This window comes from Streptomyces panaciradicis (assembly GCF_023516615.1).
GTDB lineage: Bacteria > Actinomycetota > Actinomycetes > Streptomycetales > Streptomycetaceae > Streptomyces > Streptomyces panaciradicis.
In genome coordinates this window covers 165179-181712 of sequence record NZ_JAMGBF010000015.1, presented here as the reverse complement: position 1 = coordinate 181712, position 16534 = coordinate 165179, and the positions used below count along the sequence as shown (strand labels likewise).

Genomic DNA, 16534 nt, shown 5'->3' with positions numbered 1-16534 from the left:
CTTTGCGCTGGGCCGGGGTTCTCGCGCCGAGTTCGGGGCCTCGCGCTGAGCCCGGGTCCTTGCGCTGTGTCCGGCGCCGCGCGCTGAGCCGGGGTCCTCGCGCTGGGCCGGGGTCCTTTTGCGCTGGGCCGGGGTTCTCGCGCTGAGTCCGGCGTCGCGCGCTGAGTCCGGGACCGGTCAGCGGTCGTGGGCGAGGCCGGGTGCCGTGGTGAGCGGGCGGGACGGCACGGCGGGCGCGGCCGGTCGCGGCGACGGCCACAGCCGCGCCGCCCCGGCGGACGCGGCCAGCGCGATCGCCCCGAGGGTGACGACGGCCGCCGTCAGACCGGCCTCCGCGCCGAGCCACCCCGCCAGGGGATAGGTGAGCAGCCAGCAGCCGTGCGAGAGGGAGAACTGGGCCGCGAAGGCCGCTGTCCGCTCCTCGGCCGGCGCGGCGCGGCGCACGAGCCGTCCGGCGGGCGTCAGCACCATCGAGCAGGCGGCGCCGAAGGCCGCCCAGACCACCAGCAGTCCGGGCCAGCGCCAACTCCCGCCCCCCGCCGCCGTGATGGCGCCGAGCCCCGCGAAGACGACGCCGAGCAGCAGCGCCCCGCGCAGCATCACGGCACGCTCGGACACCTTCTCCAGCACGCGGGGCAGGACGAGGGCGACGGCCATCGACCCCGCGCCGTACGCGCCCAGCGCGAGTGCCACGGCGCCCGCCGGCCGGTCCAGCACGTCCCGCACGTAGACGACGGAGTTGACGGTCACCATGGCGCTCGCGGCGGCGACCGCGAGGTTCAGCGCGAGGAGCGCGCGCAGCTGCGGGACGGCGAGGAAGAGCCGGGTGCCCGCGGTGGCCCGGGCGCGGACGCGACCGGATCGCGCGAGGCCCGGGGACGCCGCTTTCGGCAGCAGTACGGAGACCACGAGCACGGCCGACGACAGGAAGCCCAGCACGGTACCCGTGAACAGCCAGTTGTAGGTGACCACGGTCAGCAGGGCGGCGGCGAGCGCGGGGGAGAACAGGCTCTCCAGGTCGTAGGCGAGCCGGGACAGCGACAGGGCCTGGGTGTAGTCGCGCTCCTCGGGCAGCACGTCCGGGATGACGGCCTGGAAGGCCGGGGTGAACGCGGCCGAGGCCGACTGGAGCAGGAAGACGAGGACGTACACCTGCCACACCTGGTCCACGAACGGCAGCAGCAGCGCGACCCCCGCCCGGGTCAGATCGGCGGTGACCATCAGGGCGCGGCGGGGCAGCCGGTCGGCGACCGCGCCGATCGCCGGGGCGATCAGGACGTAGGCCGCCATCTTGATCGCGAGGGCCGTGCCGAGCACCGAACCGGCGTCACCGCCCGCGATGTCGTACGCGAGCAGCCCGAGGGCCACGGTCGCCAGCCCGGTGCCCACCAGGGCGATGACCTGGGCGGCGAAGAGGTGGCGGTAGGTGCGGTTGCGCAGGACGGCGAGCATGCGGCGGCTCCTGGGCGCGACGGCGTACGACGGCTCGGTCCGGCCAGTGTAGCCATCATGTGCGCATCTGCGCACATGATGGCCGGCGGCGGGAGCACGACGGCCCCGACGCTCCTCACCGCGCCGGGCCGCACTGCCTCTACGCTGTTCCCATGTCCGTACGCGACCCCATGTCAACTGCATCCGGTGCGCATCTGCGGGCCCCGGACAGCGCACGGCTGGCCGAGGCGACCGGGGTCTTCGCGATGCTCTCGGACGCCACCCGGCTGCATCTGCTCTGGCTGCTGGCGCAGGGCGAGTCGGACGTCGGGACGCTCACCGAGCGCACCGACGCCTCACGCACGGCGGTCAGCCAGCACCTCGCGAAGCTGCGCCTGGCCGGGCTCGTCGACACGCGCCGGGAGGGCCGGCACATCCACTACCGCCTCAGCGACGGTCATCTGCGCCGCCTCGTCCTGGAGGCGCTCAGCCACGCCGACCACCGGGTCAGCGGGCAGGCGCCGCACGACTGAGACGGCGCGGAGCTCAGTTCCCGCCGGGTGTACGGCCGTATGACCTCGGCAGGCGCATGCCCCGGTCGGCCATGATCTGCCGGACGTGGTTCGGGTAGTTCGTGATGACGCCGTCCACCCCCATGTCCATGAGCGCCTCGACGGTGGCCGGGTCGTCGCAGGTCCACGGAACGACCTTCAGTCCGCGCGCGTGCGCCTCGCGGACCATGGCCCGGTCCGAGTAGAAGCGGAAGCCGGGGTCGCCGACCTTGCCGGTCTGCGGGAAGCCGTAGTTGGGGGACAGGGCCCGGACGCCGGGGATCGTGGCGGCGGCCCGGACGAAGTCGCCGCCGTAGTCGTCGGCGTCGATACCGCCGAGCCACGGCGAGGCGCCGGGCCGGCCGACCTGGAGGAAGTCGTAGTTGGTCAGGGCGACCAGCGGCCACCTGGGGGCCAGCGCGTGCATCGCCTTCAGCGCGCCCCAGTCGAAGGACTCGATGGTGACCTGCCGTTCGATGCCCGAGCGGTGGATCTCCTCGTACACCCGGCGCACGAACAGCTCGCGCGGAGCCGTCTCGTCGGGTGCGCCCGCCTCCACCTTGGTCTCGATGTTCAGCTTCAGGCCCCAGGCGTGGTAGCTCTTGACCAGGTTCAGGACGTCCTTCAGCTCGGCCATCCGGTTGCCCTCGACGACCTCCTGCTCGGGGAAGCCGGGCAGTTGCTGATAACCGCAGTCCATGGTCTTGATCTGGGCCAGCGTCAGGTCCTTGATGTATTTGCCGACATACGGATACACCGGGTCGCCCGGGGTGACCGGTGCCGTGTCACGGCACTTGACGGAGCTGACCTGCCGGTCGTGGGTGACGACGACCTTCTCGTCCTTGGTGATCTGCGTGTCCAGCTCCAGGGTGGACACGCCGAGCCGCATCGCCTTGGCGAACCCCGCGAGGGACTCCTCGGTGGTCATGCCGATTCCGCCGCGGTGGGCCTGCAGGTCGAACCGGATCTTCGGGTGCGGTACGGGCGAGCTGTCGTAGGGCGTGGCGTGAGCGGCCACCGGGAGGGCGAACAGCGGAGCCAGCGCCAGGCCGGCGAGGACGCGTCGTGCGGACATCACTACCTCACTCGTGTCGGGTCGGGCCGTCCGCCGACGCTAGTGCGGCCGGCGGCGACCTCAACGGCCCCGACATGACCGGCCCGTGAATGTCCGAAAACGCTTGCAGGGTCAAGGGACCGGCACCGGGCGGAAGCCGGCCCGCGGGGTGAGCCCTCACACCCGGGGGTGCTTGCGCGCGGCCGTCTCCACCATGTGCAGGATGTCCTCCAGGTCGGCCTCGAACTCGGCGCCCAGGTCCAGCGGCAGGTCCAGCCAGGGCGCGAGCCTGCTGTGGCCGGGGAGCGCGCTCTGCGGCAACTGCCCGCGGCGGCCACGCGGGTCGAGCGGGCCGGGCGCGAAACGGCCCGCGGCCTCCGAGGCGGCGAAACCGATCACGAAGGTGCTGACCAGGCGTTCCAGCCGGGGCACTTCGGATTCCGGCACCCCCGCTTCGAGGAGCGCGGTGTAGATGATGTCCACCGCGCGCACCGCGTCCGGTGTCACGGCGGGCCGGGAGAAGAGCAGCTGCGCCGCCCACGGATGACGCTGCGTCACCTGACGGCAGGCCCGCGCCAGGGCGCGCAGCCGCTCGGCCCACGGCTCGTCCCGCCGCGCACCGGACGGCAGCAGCGCGGCCAGCAACCGCCCCACCAGGGCGTCCAGCAGCGCCGACTTGTCCTTCACGTGTCGGTACAGCGCCATCGGCGTCACCCCGACGCGCTCCGCCAGCGCGCGCATCGACACCGCGTCGAGGCCGCGTTCGTCGGCGATCGCCAGCGCCGCGTCCAGGATCTCTTCCCGTCTCCCGCTCATGGGTCTACAGTGTATACGTGTACGGCGTATACATGGAGTGGGGGAGGACATGCTCGTCGCGGAAGGACTGGTGAAGCGCTACGGCCCCGACCGGGCGCTCGACGGCTTCGACCTGACGGTGGCGGCCGGCGAGATCGTCGGCCTGATCGGCCACAACGGCGCCGGCAAGACCACGTTCGTCGAGGTCGTCACCGGCCTGGTGCGCCCGGACGAGGGCCGCGTCCGCATCGGCCCGTACGACGCGCTGCGAGCCGGCCGCACCGCCCGCCGGCTCCTGGGCGTGGCACCGCAGGAACTGGCCCTGTACGGCGGCGCCACCGTGCGCGAGAACCTGCGGCTGTTCGCCGCACTGGCCGGCCTGCGCGGGCGGCGCCGGGACACCGAGATCGCCCGCGTGCTGGACGAACTGCGGCTGGCGGCCGTCGCGGACCGGCGGGCCGGCGTCCTGTCCGGAGGGCAGCGCCGCCGGGTGCAGGCGGCCACCGCCCTGGTCGGCTCGCCGCCGCTGCTGCTGCTGGACGAACCGACCGCAGGCGCCGACCCCGAGACCCGCGAGGCCCTGCTGGCCACCGTCAGAGCCCGCGCGGCAGCCGGTGCCGCCGTCGTCTACACCACCCACTACCTGCCGGAACTCGTCGACCTCGACGCCACGTTGGCGATCGCCCGGGCGGGACGCGTCATCGCCCGCGGCACCCAGGAGGAGCTCACCCGCCATCTGCCGGGTGAACTCCGCGTCACTTTCGCCGACCCGGCCGAGCCCGACCTGCGCATGCCGACCACGGACCCGGGCGCCGACCTGGCGACGCTGCTCGCCTCCGGCCGCACCCCCACCACCGTGGACATCCACCGTCCGGCCCTGGACGACCTCTACCGCGCCCTGGAATCCGCCGCATCGCAGAAGGAGGCGAGCGATGCGTAGCCCCGACCCCACCGCCGAGGCGGCCTTCCCCCGCGACGTCACGACCCGCGGCCGTGAACCCGCCGCCCCACCCGGGCCACAGCGCCTCCTGTCCGTGGAGGGGCGGGCCGCGGCGGCCCGTGCGTCCGCCGCCCGTGTGACCGTCCTGGTGCGGCACAACGCCCTGCTGATGCTGCGTGAACCGGGACCGCTGCTGAGCCGGATGATCCTGCCGCTGGTCTTCATCACCCTGCTGCGCCCCCTCTACCTGGCCGCGCAGGGGCAGGAGGCCGGGACCGAACAGGCCGTCGTCGGCACACTGGTGACCTTCTCGCTGCTGGCCCTCAGCATCTCCGGCGGCGCCATCCTCACCGAGCGGCTCGGCCGCACCTGGGACCGGCTGCGCGCCACACCCCTGCACCCCGCCGAGCTGCTCCTGGGCAAGGCGATCCCCGTCTTCGCGGCCCTGCTCGCCCAGCAACTGCTGATCGTCGGCTTCGGCACGGCCGTCTGCGGTCTGCGCGTGCCGCATCCCCTCCTGCTGCTGGGCGTCCTGCTGAGCTGGAGCTGCACCCTGCTCGGCCTCGGTGCGCTGATCGGGGTGCTGGTGCGCAGCACCGGCGAGCTGTCGGCCTCCTTCGACATCGGCGGCATGCTGCTCAGCAGCGTCGGCGGCGCGCTCGTCCCGCTCGACGTCCTGCCGGCCTGGGTCTCGCGCCTGGCCCCCGCCTCGCCCGGCTACTGGGCCGTGCGGGGCCTGCACGCGGCCCTGGACGGCGACGCGCGCACCGCCGCGACCGCCGGAGCGCTCCTCCTCGCCGCCGCCCTGGTGTGCGGCACCCTGGCCTCGCTCCGCCTGCGCGGGCGCGGCGGACGGCCGGTGGCCCTGTGAACATCGGCGACGCGAGCGGCCTGCCGGTTGGCGCGTCACCGACTTCCGCTGCGGCAGGCGCTCTTGACAACACGCGTACTGTTTCGCGACGTTTGATCCACGTCGGACAGTTCGGCACCGGAAGGGTCAATCGCGAAACGAGCGTGTACACAGCGCGGAATCGGCTGATACTGAATTGAGCGGTAGGACGCGGACAGCGCGTCATGGGGGGACGTCACGGGGGAGCGATCGCCTATGCGATCCGAGAACAGAAGGTCACCCGCCCTTCCGGCCTGCGCCGCCGCCGGCGCGTTCCTCGCGGAGCCTGTGGAAGGACGGTTGATCTGAAGTGGACGTCACGATCCACAGAGCCGACGAGCTGAACGCCTCACTGCGCGACGCCTGGCACCGTGCCATGGACGAGTCGCCGGAGTACTCCAATCCCTTCCTGGCACCCGAGTTCGCCCTCGGCGTCGGACACCACCGAGCCGGCACGCGCATCGCCGTCCTGCGCGAGGGCGGGACGCCGGCCGGGTTCTTCCCGTACGAGCGCAACGCCTTCGGCGTCGGGCGGGCCGTCGGACTCGGCCTGTCCGACTGCCAGGCCCTCGTGCACCGCCCCGGATTCACCTGGGACGCCCAGGACCTGCTGAAGGCCTGCGGGCTGTCCATCTTCGAGTTCGACCACCTCGTCGCGGAACAGAAACCGTTCGGCAGACATGTCACCGGGACCTTCGCCTCCCCGGTGGTCGACCTCAAGCCCGACCCCAGCGGCTACGCGCAGTGGCTGCGCGGCGCCTACCCGGGGCTCGCCAAGACGACGCTGAAGAAGGAACGCCGCCTCGGCCGCGACGTCGGCGAGGTGCGCTTCGAGTTCGACGAGCGCGACCCGCGGGTGCTGCGCCGGCTCATGCAGTGGAAGTCCGCCCAGTACCGCAGGACGGGCCGGATGGACCGCTTCTCCAAGCCGTGGATCGTCGACCTGGTGGACCACCTCTTCCAGGTCCGCGAGCCCCACTTCACCGGGGTGCTCTCCGTCCTCTACGCCGGGGACCGTCCGGTGGCCGCCCACTTCGGGCCGAGATCGCGCACCGTGCTCGCGGCCTGGTTCACCGCCTACGACCCCGAGCTGCACTACTACTCGCCCGGCCTGATGATGCATCTGCGCACCGCCGAGGCGGCCGCCCGCCACGGGGTGACGCTCATGGACCTCGGCCGCGGCGACAAGGAGTACAAGGACTGGCTCAAGACCCGCGAACTGCGCGTGTCGGAGGGCTTCGCCAGCCGCCCCCACCCGGTGGCGACCGCCCACCGGCTGTGGCGCAGGCCCGTGCGCGGCCTGCGCAACACCGTCAACGCCCACCCCGGGCTGCGCGCCCCCGCGGACCGTCTGCTGAGGACGATCGGCACGCTGCGCACCTCGCGGGGCCCGGGAACCGGCACCCGCTGACCGTGCGGGGCGGCGGGCGGGCGTCAGCCCGCAGCGAAGTCCGGTCCGCTTGCCGAAGCAGGGGTGTAAGCATGTAATCCCAGCCTCTTTGGTGGGGGATCCAGCCTTCTGGGCAAGCGGAAAGGCCGACTCGTGGCCGAGACACTTTCCGGGCCCGACCGCTCCGGCGAGGAGCAGGCCGCGCTCGACTCCTACTCCCGGACCGTCACCTCCGTCGCCGCCGAACTCACCCCGAAGGTGGCGGCCCTGAACGTCGCGCACCGCCGCGCCGGAGGACGCTTTGTCGTCGGCACCGGCTCCGCCGTCGTCTTCACCGACGACGGCTTCCTGCTGACCAACGCCCACGTCGTCGGCCACGCCGACGCCGGTACGGCTTCCTTCGCGGACGGCACCACCACCCCCTTCCACGTCATCGGCGCCGACCCGCTCTCCGACCTCGCCGTGGTCCGCGCCGACGGACCGACCCCGCCGCCGGCCCGCCTCGGCGAGGCCGACGCCCTCCGGGTCGGCCAGCTGGTGGTCGCCGTCGGCAACCCGCTGGGTCTGACCGGCAGCGTCACCGCGGGCGTGGTCAGCGCGCTGGGCCGGTCCCTGCCGGCCGGCACGGGCCGGGCGACCCGGGTCATCGACGACGTCGTCCAGACCGACGCCACCCTGCACCCCGGCAGCTCCGGCGGCGCCCTCGCCACCGCCGACGGCCGGGTCGTCGGCATCAACACCGCCATCGCCGACGTCGGCCTGGGCCTGGCGATCCCCGTGAACGGCACCAGCCGGAAGATCATCGCGGCGCTGCTCGCCACGGGCCGGGTCCGCCGCGCCTACCTCGGCATCGCCGGCACCCCGAGCCCGCTGCCCCCACCGGTGCGCGCCCGCACCGGCCGGCGCACCGGCCTGCGGATCGCCGAGGTCGTCACCGCCTCCCCGGCCGCCCGGGCCGGCCTGCGCGCCGGCGACCTGCTGCTCACCGCGGGCGACGCGCCCGTCACCAGCGCCCAGGCGCTGCAGCGCCTGATGCTGGAGGACGCCATCGGGCGCCCCCTGCCCCTGACCGCCCTGCGCGGCGACGCCCTGGTGGACGTCGTCGCCGTACCGGCGGAGCTGGTCACCGACGACTGAGCGCGCCCGCCCCCGGCGTCAGGGCGTTCCGTTCCAGCTGTGCGCCACGTCCACGATCAGGTGGCCGTCGGTGCGCAGCACACGGAACGGCAGCCGGGTCCGCACGCCGAGCCCGAGCTGCGTGTCGCCCTCGAAGCTCGCGGCGAAGCGGGTGTCGCGGAAGGCGCGGTAGCCGGTGAGGTCGACACCCGGCAGCCGGCGGCCGGCCTCGGCCGGATAGGTCGGCTTCCCGGTCTCGGGATCGTAGGCGGGCGCGCTGATCCGCACTTCGAGGACCGCCCCGCCGCCGACGTGGATCTCGCGCCCCGATCCGTCCTGGTAGAGGTGGGCGACGTACCCGACGGAGTAGCCGAGCGCGCTCCGGCTCGCGCCGGGGACGTCGATGACCATGCGGTCGTAGCAGGTGTGGCGGGCGGTCCTGACGTTCCGCACCGGTGTCGAGGTGCCGGCCTCGCGGGTCTTGGGAAGGCTGCCCCAGCCCGTGGGGCAGACGGTGGCCCGGGTGGTGGCGGCCGTGGCCGCCTCGGCCGGGAGCGCGCTCGCGCCCAGCGCGGTGAGAAGGAGTGCGACTGCCGTCCAGACTGTTCTGCTTCGTTTCATCTCGTCCCCCGAAGCGTGGTGGGTGCTGATACGGCGGAAGACATTCAGGATGGCCGAAAGGTTGCGCTCTCGCCGGGTCGGATCAGCCGGGGCCGTGGGTCCAGTGGCCGCCCAGCAACGTGCCGTGTACCGGCATCTCCCGCAGTGTGCGGGCGTCGGCCGTCGCGGGGTCCGCGTCGACGATCACCAGGTCGGCGGTGTCCCCGGCCCGGACCGCCGAGCGGCCCCGGGCCGACGCGGCCAGCGCCGCCCGTACGGGCACGCGCTGCTCGGGATGCCAGGCGGGCCGTCCGTCTCCGGTGCGGTGGACGGCGGCGGCGATGCCGGACCAGGGGTCGAGCGGTGCGACGGGGGCGTCGGAGCCGAACTCCAGCCGGGCGCCGGCCGCCAGCAGATCGGCGTAGGCGAAGGCACGGCCGGTACGTCCGGCCCAGTGCCGGTCCGCCACGTCCCGGTCGTCGACGGCGTGCGCCGGCTGCACGCTCGCGGTCACGCCCAGCCGCGCGAACCGGGGCACGTCGGCCGCCCTCAGCAGCTGGGCGTGCTCGATCCGGCCCCGGCAGCCGACGGCCGCGAACGCGTCCAGGGCCAGCGTGTTGGCCCGGTCGCCGATCGCGTGGACGGCGGGCTCGATGCCGTGCGCGGCGGCCCGCCGCATCAGGCGGACCAGCTCGGAGTGGGGCATCTCCTCGATGCCGTGGGCCTCCGGCGTGCCCTCCAGACCCGGGTACGGCTCGCAGCACAGGGCGGTGCGGGTGTTGAGGGAGCCGTCCGTGAACAGCTTCAGCGGCCCGACCCGGACCAGGCCGCCCGTCCCGGGCAGCACGTCACCGGTGCGCCACCCGCGCTCGGTCACCGCGTACAGATGCCCGGGATACACGGCGGCGCGCACCCGCGTGCCGAGCGGTTCCCGTGCCGCGCGGCGCGCCCAGTCGGCGAGGTTGTCGGAGAAGTGGAAGTCGACGATCCCCGTCACACCCCGCCCGGCGGCCTCCCGGCAGGCCTCGGCGACCCAGCGGTCCAGAACCTCGACGGGGACCTCGGGCAGTGTCCGCAGCACCTCGAAGCAGTCGTGCTCCCGCAGCAGTCCCGTCGCGTGACCGGGCCGCCCCACCAGCGCCAGACACGCGGAGTTCAGCCATACGGCGTGCAGATCGGCGCTGATCAGCGCGACGGGCCGGTCCGGGCACACCGAGTCCAGCAGCGCCTTGTCGGGCGCGTCCGGCCACAGCCCGTCCCGGAAACCCTGCCCGACGAGCACCTCGCCGTCCGGCAGACCACGCGCGTACGACCGTACGGCTTCGGCCACCGCGTGCGCGGACCCGAGCCCGGCGAGGTCGACCCGCCGCCGGTTGCCGGCCCACTGGGCCATGTGCACATGGCAGTCCCACAGCCCGGGCAGCACCGTACGTCCGCCCATGTCGAGGGTCGTCCCGCCGAGTTCGTCCGTCTCCTCGACGGCGACGATCCTGCTGCCGTCGATCCGCACCCGGCCCAGCGGCCCGCCCGGTCCCAGCCGGACCCGGCCGAGGGTGAGCGCGGGTGGCCGGGCACCGGGGTCGGCTACGGGCGGAGCGGGTGTGCCGTCGACGGTCGTCATGCGGGCTCCTGCGTCGAGGACAGGTGCGGCGGGGGCCGGCCGAGGCCCCCGCCGCCTGGTGATCTGACCCGAGGTTACGCGGTCACCGCCGATCGGGTACCGGCCGCGCTGCGGTAGACGCAGATGCCCACGGCCGGCAGCCACCAGCTGAGGAGCGCGCCCATCAGGGCGGTGGTGCCCGACCTGCCGACCCAGCGCGGCAGCAGCCCGGTGCGCGTGACCACGTGGCCGAGCGTGCCGAGGAAGAGCCCCAGCGGCAGCCGGGAGATCGAACCGTAGAGGACGTACGTGCCGCTGACCGTGATCGTCGGATCGATCGGGCGGTCGGCGGCGACGACCGCGCCCGCCTCGGGGTGGTGCCGCCTCCACCCGCGTCAGCCCAGCGCCTTGTCCAGGTTGAAGGCCGCGCTGATCAGCGCGAGATGCGTGAACGCCTGCGGGAAGTTGCCCTGTTGCTCCCCGGTGTGGCTGATCTCCTCGGCGTACAGGCCGAGATGGTTGGCGTACGTCAGCATCTTCTCGAACGCCAGGCGTGCCTCGTCGACCCGTCCGGCGTGCACCATCGCCTCCACGTACCAGAACGAGCAGATGGAGAAGGTGCCTTCGTCGCCGCGCAGGCCGTCGGGGCTCGCCAACGGGTCGTAGCGGTAGACGAGCGAGTCGGAGACCAGCTCGTGGGTGAGGGCGTCGAGCGTGGACAGCCACTTGGGGTCGGTCGGCGCGATGAACTTCGTCAGCGGCATCATCAGCACCGCCGCGTCCAGCACATCGCCGCCCTCGTGCTGCACGAAGGCCCGCCGCCGGTCCGACCAGCCCTCTTTCATGATCCGCCGGTAGATCGTGTCACGGCTGAGGCGCCAGCGCGGCAGGTCGGCCGGCAGGCCCCGGCGGTGCGCCATGCGGATGGCCCGCTCGATCGCCACCCAGCACATCAGGCGCGAGTACAGGAAGTTCTTGCGCCCGCCGCGGGTCTCCCAGATCCCCTCGTCCGGCTGGTCCCAGTGCTCGCACACCCAGTCCACCAGGGCGCACACGTCGTCCCACTGGCCGCTGGAGATGGGCTTGGCCCACTTGTCGTAGAGGTAGATCGAGTCGATGAGCGCGCCGTAGATGTCGAGCTGGAGCTGCTCGGCGGCTGCGTTGCCGATCCGGACCGGCGCCGAGCCCTGGTGGCCCTCCAGGTGGCCGAGTTCGGCCTCGGTGAGATCGGTGCGGCCGTCGATGCCGTACATGATCTGCAGCGGGCCGGAGGGCCTGCCGTCGCCCGGGCTGATGTGCCGGGTCACGAACGTCATGAACGCCTCGGCCTCGTCGGTGAAGCCGAGCCGCAGCAGCGCGTACACGCAGAACGCCGCGTCGCGCACCCACACGTACCGGTAGTCCCAGTTGCGCTCGCCGCCCAGTTGCTCGGGCAGGCTCGTCGTCGGCGCGGCCACGATGGCGCCGGTGGGCGCGTAGGTGAGGAGTTTGAGGGTGAGTGCCGAGCGGTGCACCATCTCCCGCCAGCGGCCCCGGTACTTGGAGGCCGACAGCCAGCGCCGCCAGTACGCCACCGTCGTGTTGAACTGCTCCTCGGCCTCGGCCTTCGCGCAGCGCCGCGGCTGCACGTCGCCGCCGACCTGGTCCAGTGCGAACACGGCCGTCTCGCCCTCGGACAGCTTGAAGTCGGCCCGCGCGTCCGGGCCGTGGGCCTCCAGCGGCACGGTCGACGTCAGGGCGAGGGAGAGCCCGTCGGACTCGAAGACCGCGACCTCGCCCGCCATGCGGACGGTGTGCGGCCGGGTGCCGTAGGCGAAGCGCGGCGCGACCCGGGTGCGGAAGGGGACGGAGCCGCGCACGCACACCACGCGCCGGATCAGGCGGTGCCGCTCGACCTCCACCTCGTCGCCGTTCACCGGCATGAAGTCCTGCACCTCGCCGACGCCGTCCTCGGTGAAGAAGCGGGTGATCAGGACATTGGTGTCGGGGAAGTAGAACTGCTTGGTCTTCGCCGGCACGGACGCGGCCAGCTCGAAGGAGCCGCCCCGCTCGGCGTCCAGGATCGCGGCGAAGACGCTCGGCGCGTCGAAGGCCGAGCAGCAGTACCAATCGATGGTGCCGTCCGTGCCCACCAGGGCCACGCTGCGCAGATCGCCGATCAGCCCGTGCTCGGCGATCGGCAGGTACCGGGCGGCGGCCGCCGGGGCGTCGTCGTCGATCGCTCGTGCGCCCATCGCTGCCTCCCGCACCCGGCACGCATCCCGACACGCGTCCGACGCGCATCCCGGCACTCAGCCTAGGGGCTGTCGCGAGGGTCGGCTCGGTGTGATGCCGCGCCGGCTCAGACCACGACGACCTCGACGCCCGCCTCCTCGAACCGGCGGACCTCCTCCGGGTCCGCCGCCGCGTCCGTCACCAGCGTGTCCACCGCCCCGGCCGCGCAGATCCGCGCGAACGCCCGCCGGCCCAGCTTGCTGGAGTCGGCGGCGACGACCACCCGCTCGGCGCGCTCGCACAGCAGCCGGTTGATCGCGGCCTCCGCCTCGTCGTGGGCCGCGGCCCCGTGCGTGACGTCGAAGGAGACGACGCCGAGCACCGCCACGTCGACGGTGATCTGCCCGAGCACGCCGTCCGCGAGCGGCCCGATCAGCTCGTACGACTGCGGGCGCGCGACCCCACCGGTCACCACGATCTTGAACTGGGGGCGTACGGCGAGTTCGTTGGCGATGTTGAGCGCGTTCGTGACGACGGTGAGCGCGGGGGAGCCGGAGGCCAGGTCACCGCGCACGGCGAGGGCGCGCGCCACCTCGGTCGTCGTGGTGCCGCCGGTCAGCCCCACCGCCTCGCCGGGCGAGATCAGCTCCGCCACCGCCTTCGCGATCCGCTGCTTCTCGGAGGCGTGCCGGGCGGTCTTGTAGCGCAAGGGCAGCTCGTACGACACCCCGTGCACGACGGCGCCGCCGCGGGTGCGCACCAGCATCTGCTGTTCGGCGAGCTGGTCGAAGTCGCGCCGGATCGTCGCCGCGGAGACCTCCAGCTCGGCGGCCGCCTGCTCGACGTCCAGCCGCCCGCGCTCGACGAGCAGCTCCAGCAGCGCCTTCCAGCGGGCGTCGCGCGACATCCGCTCTCCCTTCCTCGCCCTCCCGGCGACCCTAACGCACGCTGAAGACGCACGAATGCTTGATTGTGCTTGAAAGCTCGCTATATCTTGCAAGAACAAGCAAACAGAGGGAGGGTGCGGCATGACGCACGTCGAAGAGGAGCTGACCAGTCAGCCCGAGTGCTGGACACGGGCCGCGGCCGAGGCGCCGCGGCACGCCGAGGCGCTCCCGGTGTCGGGGGAGCGGGTCGCGATCGTCGGATGCGGCACCTCGTACTTCATGGCGCAGGCCGCCGCCGTCCTGCGCGAGTCGGCGGGGCAGGGCGAGACGGACGCCTTCGCCGCCTCCGAGTTCCCCCGCGGCCGTTCCTACGACCGCGTCCTGGCCCTGACCCGCTCGGGCACCACCACCGAAGTCCTCCAGCTCCTCGGCGACCTGAGCGGAAGCACCCGCACGACCGCGCTCACCGCCGACCCGCACACCCCCGTCATGCGGGCGGCCGACGACGTCGTCGTCCTCGACTTCGCCGACGAACGATCCGTCGTCCAGACCCGGTTCGCCACCACCGCCCTCACCCTGCTGCGCGCCCACCTCGGCCTGCACACCGACGCCGTCGTCGCCGACGCCCGCACCGCGCTCGCCCGCCCGCTGCCCGAAGGCCTCGTCGACTGCACGCAGTTCACCTTCCTTGGCCGGGGCTGGACGGTGGGCCTGGCCAACGAGGCAGGACTGAAGATGCGCGAGGCCGCGCTCGCCTGGACCGAGGCCTACCCGGCGATGGAGTACCGGCACGGCCCCATCAGCGTCACCACCCACGGCACGGCCACCTGGATGCTCGGCGAGGCCCCCGAGGACCTGGCCGACCAGGTGCGCGCCACCGGCGGGCTGTGGATCGCGGGCGACCTGGACCCGCTCGCCGAACTGGTCGGCGCCCAGCGCCTGGCCGTCGCCGTCGCCGCGGCCCGCGGCCTCGACCCGGACCGGCCCCGCCACCTCACCCGCTCGGTGATCCTCGCCCCCTGACGCACCTCTTCGAACGGGAGAAACCGTGCCCCTCGTCACCACCGGCGAACTCGTCACCCGGGCCGCCGCCGCGCACTCCGCCGTCCCGTCCTTCAACATCATCACGCTGGAGCACGTCGAGGCCGTCGTCGCCGGCGCCGAGGCCGCCGAGGCCCCCGTGGTGCTCCAAGTCAGCGAGAACGCCGTCAAGTTCCGCTACGGCCGGCTGCTCCCGCTGGCCCGCGCCGCCCTCGCCGTCGCCGAACGCGCCGTGGTCGAGGTGGCGTTGCACCTCGACCACGTCCAGAGCGACGACCTGCTGCGCCAGGCGGCGGACGCCGGGTTCAGCTCCGTCATGTACGACGCGGCCCGCCTGCCCTACGAGCGCAACCTCGCCGCGACCCGGGCTGCGGCCGACTGGGCGCACGCCCAAGGGTTGTGGATCGAGGCCGAGTTGGGCCAGGTCGGCGGCAAGGCCGGGCAGCCCGCCCTGGACGCCCATGCCCCCGGCGCCCGCACCGACCCCGACCAGGCCCGCGCCTTCGTCGCCGACTCCGGCGTGGACGCCCTCGCCGTCGCCGTCGGCAGCACGCACGCCATGACGACCCGCACCGCCGCCCTCGACCACACCCTCCTCAAGCGCCTCTCGGCCGCCCTGGACGTGCCCCTCGTGCTGCACGGCTCCTCGGGCGTACCGGACGACGAGCTCGTCGCGGCCGTCGCGGGCGGCATCTCCAAGGTGAACGTGGGCACCGCCCTCAACATCGCCATGACCGGCGCGATCCGCGACTTCCTCGCCGCCCATCCGGAAGCGGTCGACTCGCGCAAGTATCTCGGCGTCGGCCGGGAGGCGATGGTGCAGGCCGTGACCGGCATCATCCGGACGCTGAACTGATCACCGCTTGACGGCCTTGAGCACCACGAACTTCGGGTCGCTCGCGACCAGGCGGCTGTTGCCGAACAGCCGCCTGAGCTTGACGTGGTAGCCCAGGTGCCGGTTGCCGACCACCCACAGCTCGCCGCCGGGGCGCAGCACCCGCTTCGCCCCGGTGAACATCCGCCACGCCGTCGCGTCCGTCGTCGCCTGGTGGGAGTGGAACGGCGGATTGTTGAGGACCAGGTCGACACTCCCGTCCGGCACCCCCGCCAGGCCGTCCCCGACCCGGAACTCGGCGTGCCCGGGCACCCCGTTAGCCCGGTACGTCGCCTCGGCTGAGGCCACGGCCTGGAACGACTCGTCGACGAACAGCACCTCGGCGGCCGGGTCGGCGACCGCCACGGCCGTCCCCACGACCCCGTTGCCGCAGCCGAGGTCCACGACCCGGCGGGCGCCCGGGGCGGGCAGATGCCGCAGGAGGAACCGGGTGCCGATGTCCAGCCGGTCGGCGCAGAACACGCCCGCGTGGTTGACGACCGTACGGCCCGAGACCGCACCGATGTCCTCGGGCAGCGTGTAGGTGTACGGCCACGGGTCGGCGGGCCGTTCCAGCGACGGATCGGGCGTGCAGAAGATCAGCCGGGCCTTCTTCACGGCGAGGGAGGTGCGCGTCGGACCGAGGATCCGCTCGAACAGCTCCAGCGTCGAGGTGTGGATCTCCTTCACCATGCCCGTGCCGACCACGACCGTGCCCTCGTGCACGGCGGGCGCCAGCCGCAGCAGCTGGTCCTCCAGCAGCGCGAGGCTCTTCGGCACCCGCACCAGCAGGACGTCGACCCGCTCCGGCGGCACGTCCTGCGTGGTCAGCAGGCGTACGGCGCCGGCCTCGACGCCGTTGCGCGCGAGGTTGAGCCGGGTGGCCTCCTGGGCGAGGAAGGAGTCGGTGATCTGGGTGGGCCCGTGCTCGGCCAGCGCCGTGACCAGGGCGCCCCAGCGGTCACCGAGGACCACGACCGTGCCGGACAGCGGGACCTTCTCCTCGGCGAGATGGCCGAGCAGGTACTCGTCGGAGGCGTCCCACGCGCGCAGCCTCTCGCGCGGGTCCTCCGGGAAACGGGTCAGCGCGAACTCGCCCCAGGGCGTCGTCATACGGTCGTTCATCGTGCGACCAGGCTAGCGGAGCCGCAG

15 protein-coding genes and 1 pseudogene are annotated in these 16534 nt (G+C 73.3%); 7 read left to right on the top strand and 9 right to left on the bottom strand.

The window, feature by feature from the left end; genetic code table 11:
- Positions 1-177: 177 nt before the first annotated feature.
- Positions 178-1452 carry an MFS transporter gene (locus M8J74_RS06995; RefSeq protein ID WP_249835570.1) on the bottom strand — a complete coding sequence of 425 codons (1275 nt, stop codon included), beginning with the start codon at positions 1450-1452 and terminating at the stop codon, positions 178-180.
- A 170-nt stretch (positions 1453-1622) separates the two neighbouring features.
- Between M8J74_RS06995 and M8J74_RS06990 the strand changes: the two genes are divergently transcribed.
- Entirely contained in the window at positions 1623-1964 is a 342-nt protein-coding gene (locus M8J74_RS06990) for an ArsR/SmtB family transcription factor (RefSeq protein ID WP_372500123.1), read from the top strand.
- Positions 1965-1977: 13 nt separating this feature from the next.
- Here the strand turns inward: M8J74_RS06990 and M8J74_RS06985 are convergent, their stop codons facing one another.
- Together M8J74_RS06985 and M8J74_RS06980 are read right to left on the bottom strand one after the other, a co-directional pair.
- Positions 1978-3057 (bottom strand): glycerophosphodiester phosphodiesterase family protein, encoded by a 1080-nt coding sequence (locus M8J74_RS06985; protein ID WP_249835569.1) that lies wholly within the window; start codon positions 3055-3057, stop codon positions 1978-1980.
- A gap of 156 nt (positions 3058-3213) precedes the next feature.
- Positions 3214-3852, bottom strand: coding sequence for a TetR/AcrR family transcriptional regulator (locus M8J74_RS06980; protein WP_249835568.1), 639 nt, complete (start codon positions 3850-3852; stop codon positions 3214-3216).
- A 49-nt stretch (positions 3853-3901) separates the two neighbouring features.
- On the opposite strand from M8J74_RS06980, the gene M8J74_RS06975 reads away from it, so the two are divergent.
- From M8J74_RS06975 to M8J74_RS06960, 4 genes are all read left to right on the top strand, one after another.
- Positions 3902-4771 (top strand): ABC transporter ATP-binding protein, encoded by an 870-nt coding sequence (locus M8J74_RS06975; RefSeq protein WP_249835567.1) that lies wholly within the window; start codon positions 3902-3904, stop codon positions 4769-4771.
- Positions 4764-5642, top strand: coding sequence for an ABC transporter permease (locus tag M8J74_RS06970; protein ID WP_249835566.1), 879 nt, complete (start codon positions 4764-4766; stop codon positions 5640-5642). The genes M8J74_RS06975 and M8J74_RS06970 overlap by 8 nt, the downstream gene beginning before the upstream one ends.
- A 328-nt stretch (positions 5643-5970) precedes the next feature.
- On the top strand, positions 5971-7071 hold the full coding sequence (locus tag M8J74_RS06965) for a GNAT family N-acetyltransferase (protein ID WP_249835565.1): 1101 nt from the start codon (positions 5971-5973) through the stop codon (positions 7069-7071).
- A 132-nt stretch (positions 7072-7203) separates the two neighbouring features.
- Positions 7204-8187, top strand: coding sequence for a S1C family serine protease (locus M8J74_RS06960; RefSeq protein WP_249835564.1), 984 nt, complete (start codon positions 7204-7206; stop codon positions 8185-8187).
- Between the two features lie 18 nt (positions 8188-8205).
- Here M8J74_RS06960 and M8J74_RS06955 read toward each other — a convergent pair whose 3' ends face one another.
- The 5 genes and pseudogenes from M8J74_RS06955 to M8J74_RS06935 all read right to left on the bottom strand — a co-directional run bounded on the left by M8J74_RS06955 (position 8206) and on the right by M8J74_RS06935 (position 13487).
- Entirely contained in the window at positions 8206-8787 is a 582-nt protein-coding gene (locus M8J74_RS06955; RefSeq protein ID WP_249835563.1) for an AMIN-like domain-containing (lipo)protein, read from the bottom strand.
- An 82-nt stretch (positions 8788-8869) separates the two neighbouring features.
- A complete protein-coding gene (locus M8J74_RS06950) occupies positions 8870-10387 on the bottom strand; it encodes an amidohydrolase (protein ID WP_249835562.1) in 1518 nt (505 codons plus the stop codon).
- Between the two features lie 74 nt (positions 10388-10461).
- Positions 10462-10737, bottom strand: a pseudogene (locus M8J74_RS06945) (hypothetical protein); the annotation flags it as partial.
- Between the two features lie 24 nt (positions 10738-10761).
- Positions 10762-12600 (bottom strand): glycoside hydrolase family 15 protein, encoded by a 1839-nt coding sequence (locus M8J74_RS06940; RefSeq protein ID WP_249835561.1) that lies wholly within the window; start codon positions 12598-12600, stop codon positions 10762-10764.
- A gap of 107 nt (positions 12601-12707) precedes the next feature.
- Positions 12708-13487, bottom strand: a complete 780-nt coding sequence (locus tag M8J74_RS06935; protein WP_249835560.1) for a DeoR/GlpR family DNA-binding transcription regulator — start codon at positions 13485-13487, stop codon at positions 12708-12710.
- A 121-nt stretch (positions 13488-13608) separates the two neighbouring features.
- On the opposite strand from M8J74_RS06935, the gene M8J74_RS06930 reads away from it, so the two are divergent.
- Entirely contained in the window at positions 13609-14490 is an 882-nt protein-coding gene (locus M8J74_RS06930; protein ID WP_249835559.1) for an SIS domain-containing protein, read from the top strand.
- Positions 14491-14515: 25 nt separating this feature from the next.
- Complete coding sequence (locus M8J74_RS06925; RefSeq protein WP_249835558.1) at positions 14516-15364, top strand: class II fructose-bisphosphate aldolase; 849 nt, start codon at positions 14516-14518, stop codon at positions 15362-15364.
- Here M8J74_RS06925 and M8J74_RS06920 read toward each other — a convergent pair whose 3' ends face one another.
- Positions 15365-16507, bottom strand: a complete 1143-nt coding sequence (locus M8J74_RS06920) for a methyltransferase (RefSeq protein ID WP_249835557.1) — start codon at positions 16505-16507, stop codon at positions 15365-15367.
- Positions 16508-16534 lie beyond the last annotated feature (27 nt).

Coding starts and splice junctions, on each gene's coding strand:
- M8J74_RS06995 (WP_249835570.1), bottom strand. CDS start 1,452: ATGCTCGCCGTCCTGCGCAACCGCACCTACCGCCACCTCTTCGCCGCC.
- M8J74_RS06990 (WP_372500123.1), top strand. CDS start 1,623: ATGTCAACTGCATCCGGTGCGCATCTGCGGGCCCCGGACAGCGCACGG.
- M8J74_RS06985 (WP_249835569.1), bottom strand. CDS start 3,057: ATGTCCGCACGACGCGTCCTCGCCGGCCTGGCGCTGGCTCCGCTGTTC.
- M8J74_RS06980 (WP_249835568.1), bottom strand. CDS start 3,852: ATGAGCGGGAGACGGGAAGAGATCCTGGACGCGGCGCTGGCGATCGCC.
- M8J74_RS06975 (WP_249835567.1), top strand. CDS start 3,902: ATGCTCGTCGCGGAAGGACTGGTGAAGCGCTACGGCCCCGACCGGGCG.
- M8J74_RS06970 (WP_249835566.1), top strand. CDS start 4,764: ATGCGTAGCCCCGACCCCACCGCCGAGGCGGCCTTCCCCCGCGACGTC.
- M8J74_RS06955 (WP_249835563.1), bottom strand. CDS start 8,787: ATGAAACGAAGCAGAACAGTCTGGACGGCAGTCGCACTCCTTCTCACC.
- M8J74_RS06950 (WP_249835562.1), bottom strand. CDS start 10,387: ATGACGACCGTCGACGGCACACCCGCTCCGCCCGTAGCCGACCCCGGT.
- M8J74_RS06940 (WP_249835561.1), bottom strand. CDS start 12,600: ATGGGCGCACGAGCGATCGACGACGACGCCCCGGCGGCCGCCGCCCGG.
- M8J74_RS06935 (WP_249835560.1), bottom strand. CDS start 13,487: ATGTCGCGCGACGCCCGCTGGAAGGCGCTGCTGGAGCTGCTCGTCGAG.
- M8J74_RS06930 (WP_249835559.1), top strand. CDS start 13,609: ATGACGCACGTCGAAGAGGAGCTGACCAGTCAGCCCGAGTGCTGGACA.
- M8J74_RS06920 (WP_249835557.1), bottom strand. CDS start 16,507: ATGAACGACCGTATGACGACGCCCTGGGGCGAGTTCGCGCTGACCCGT.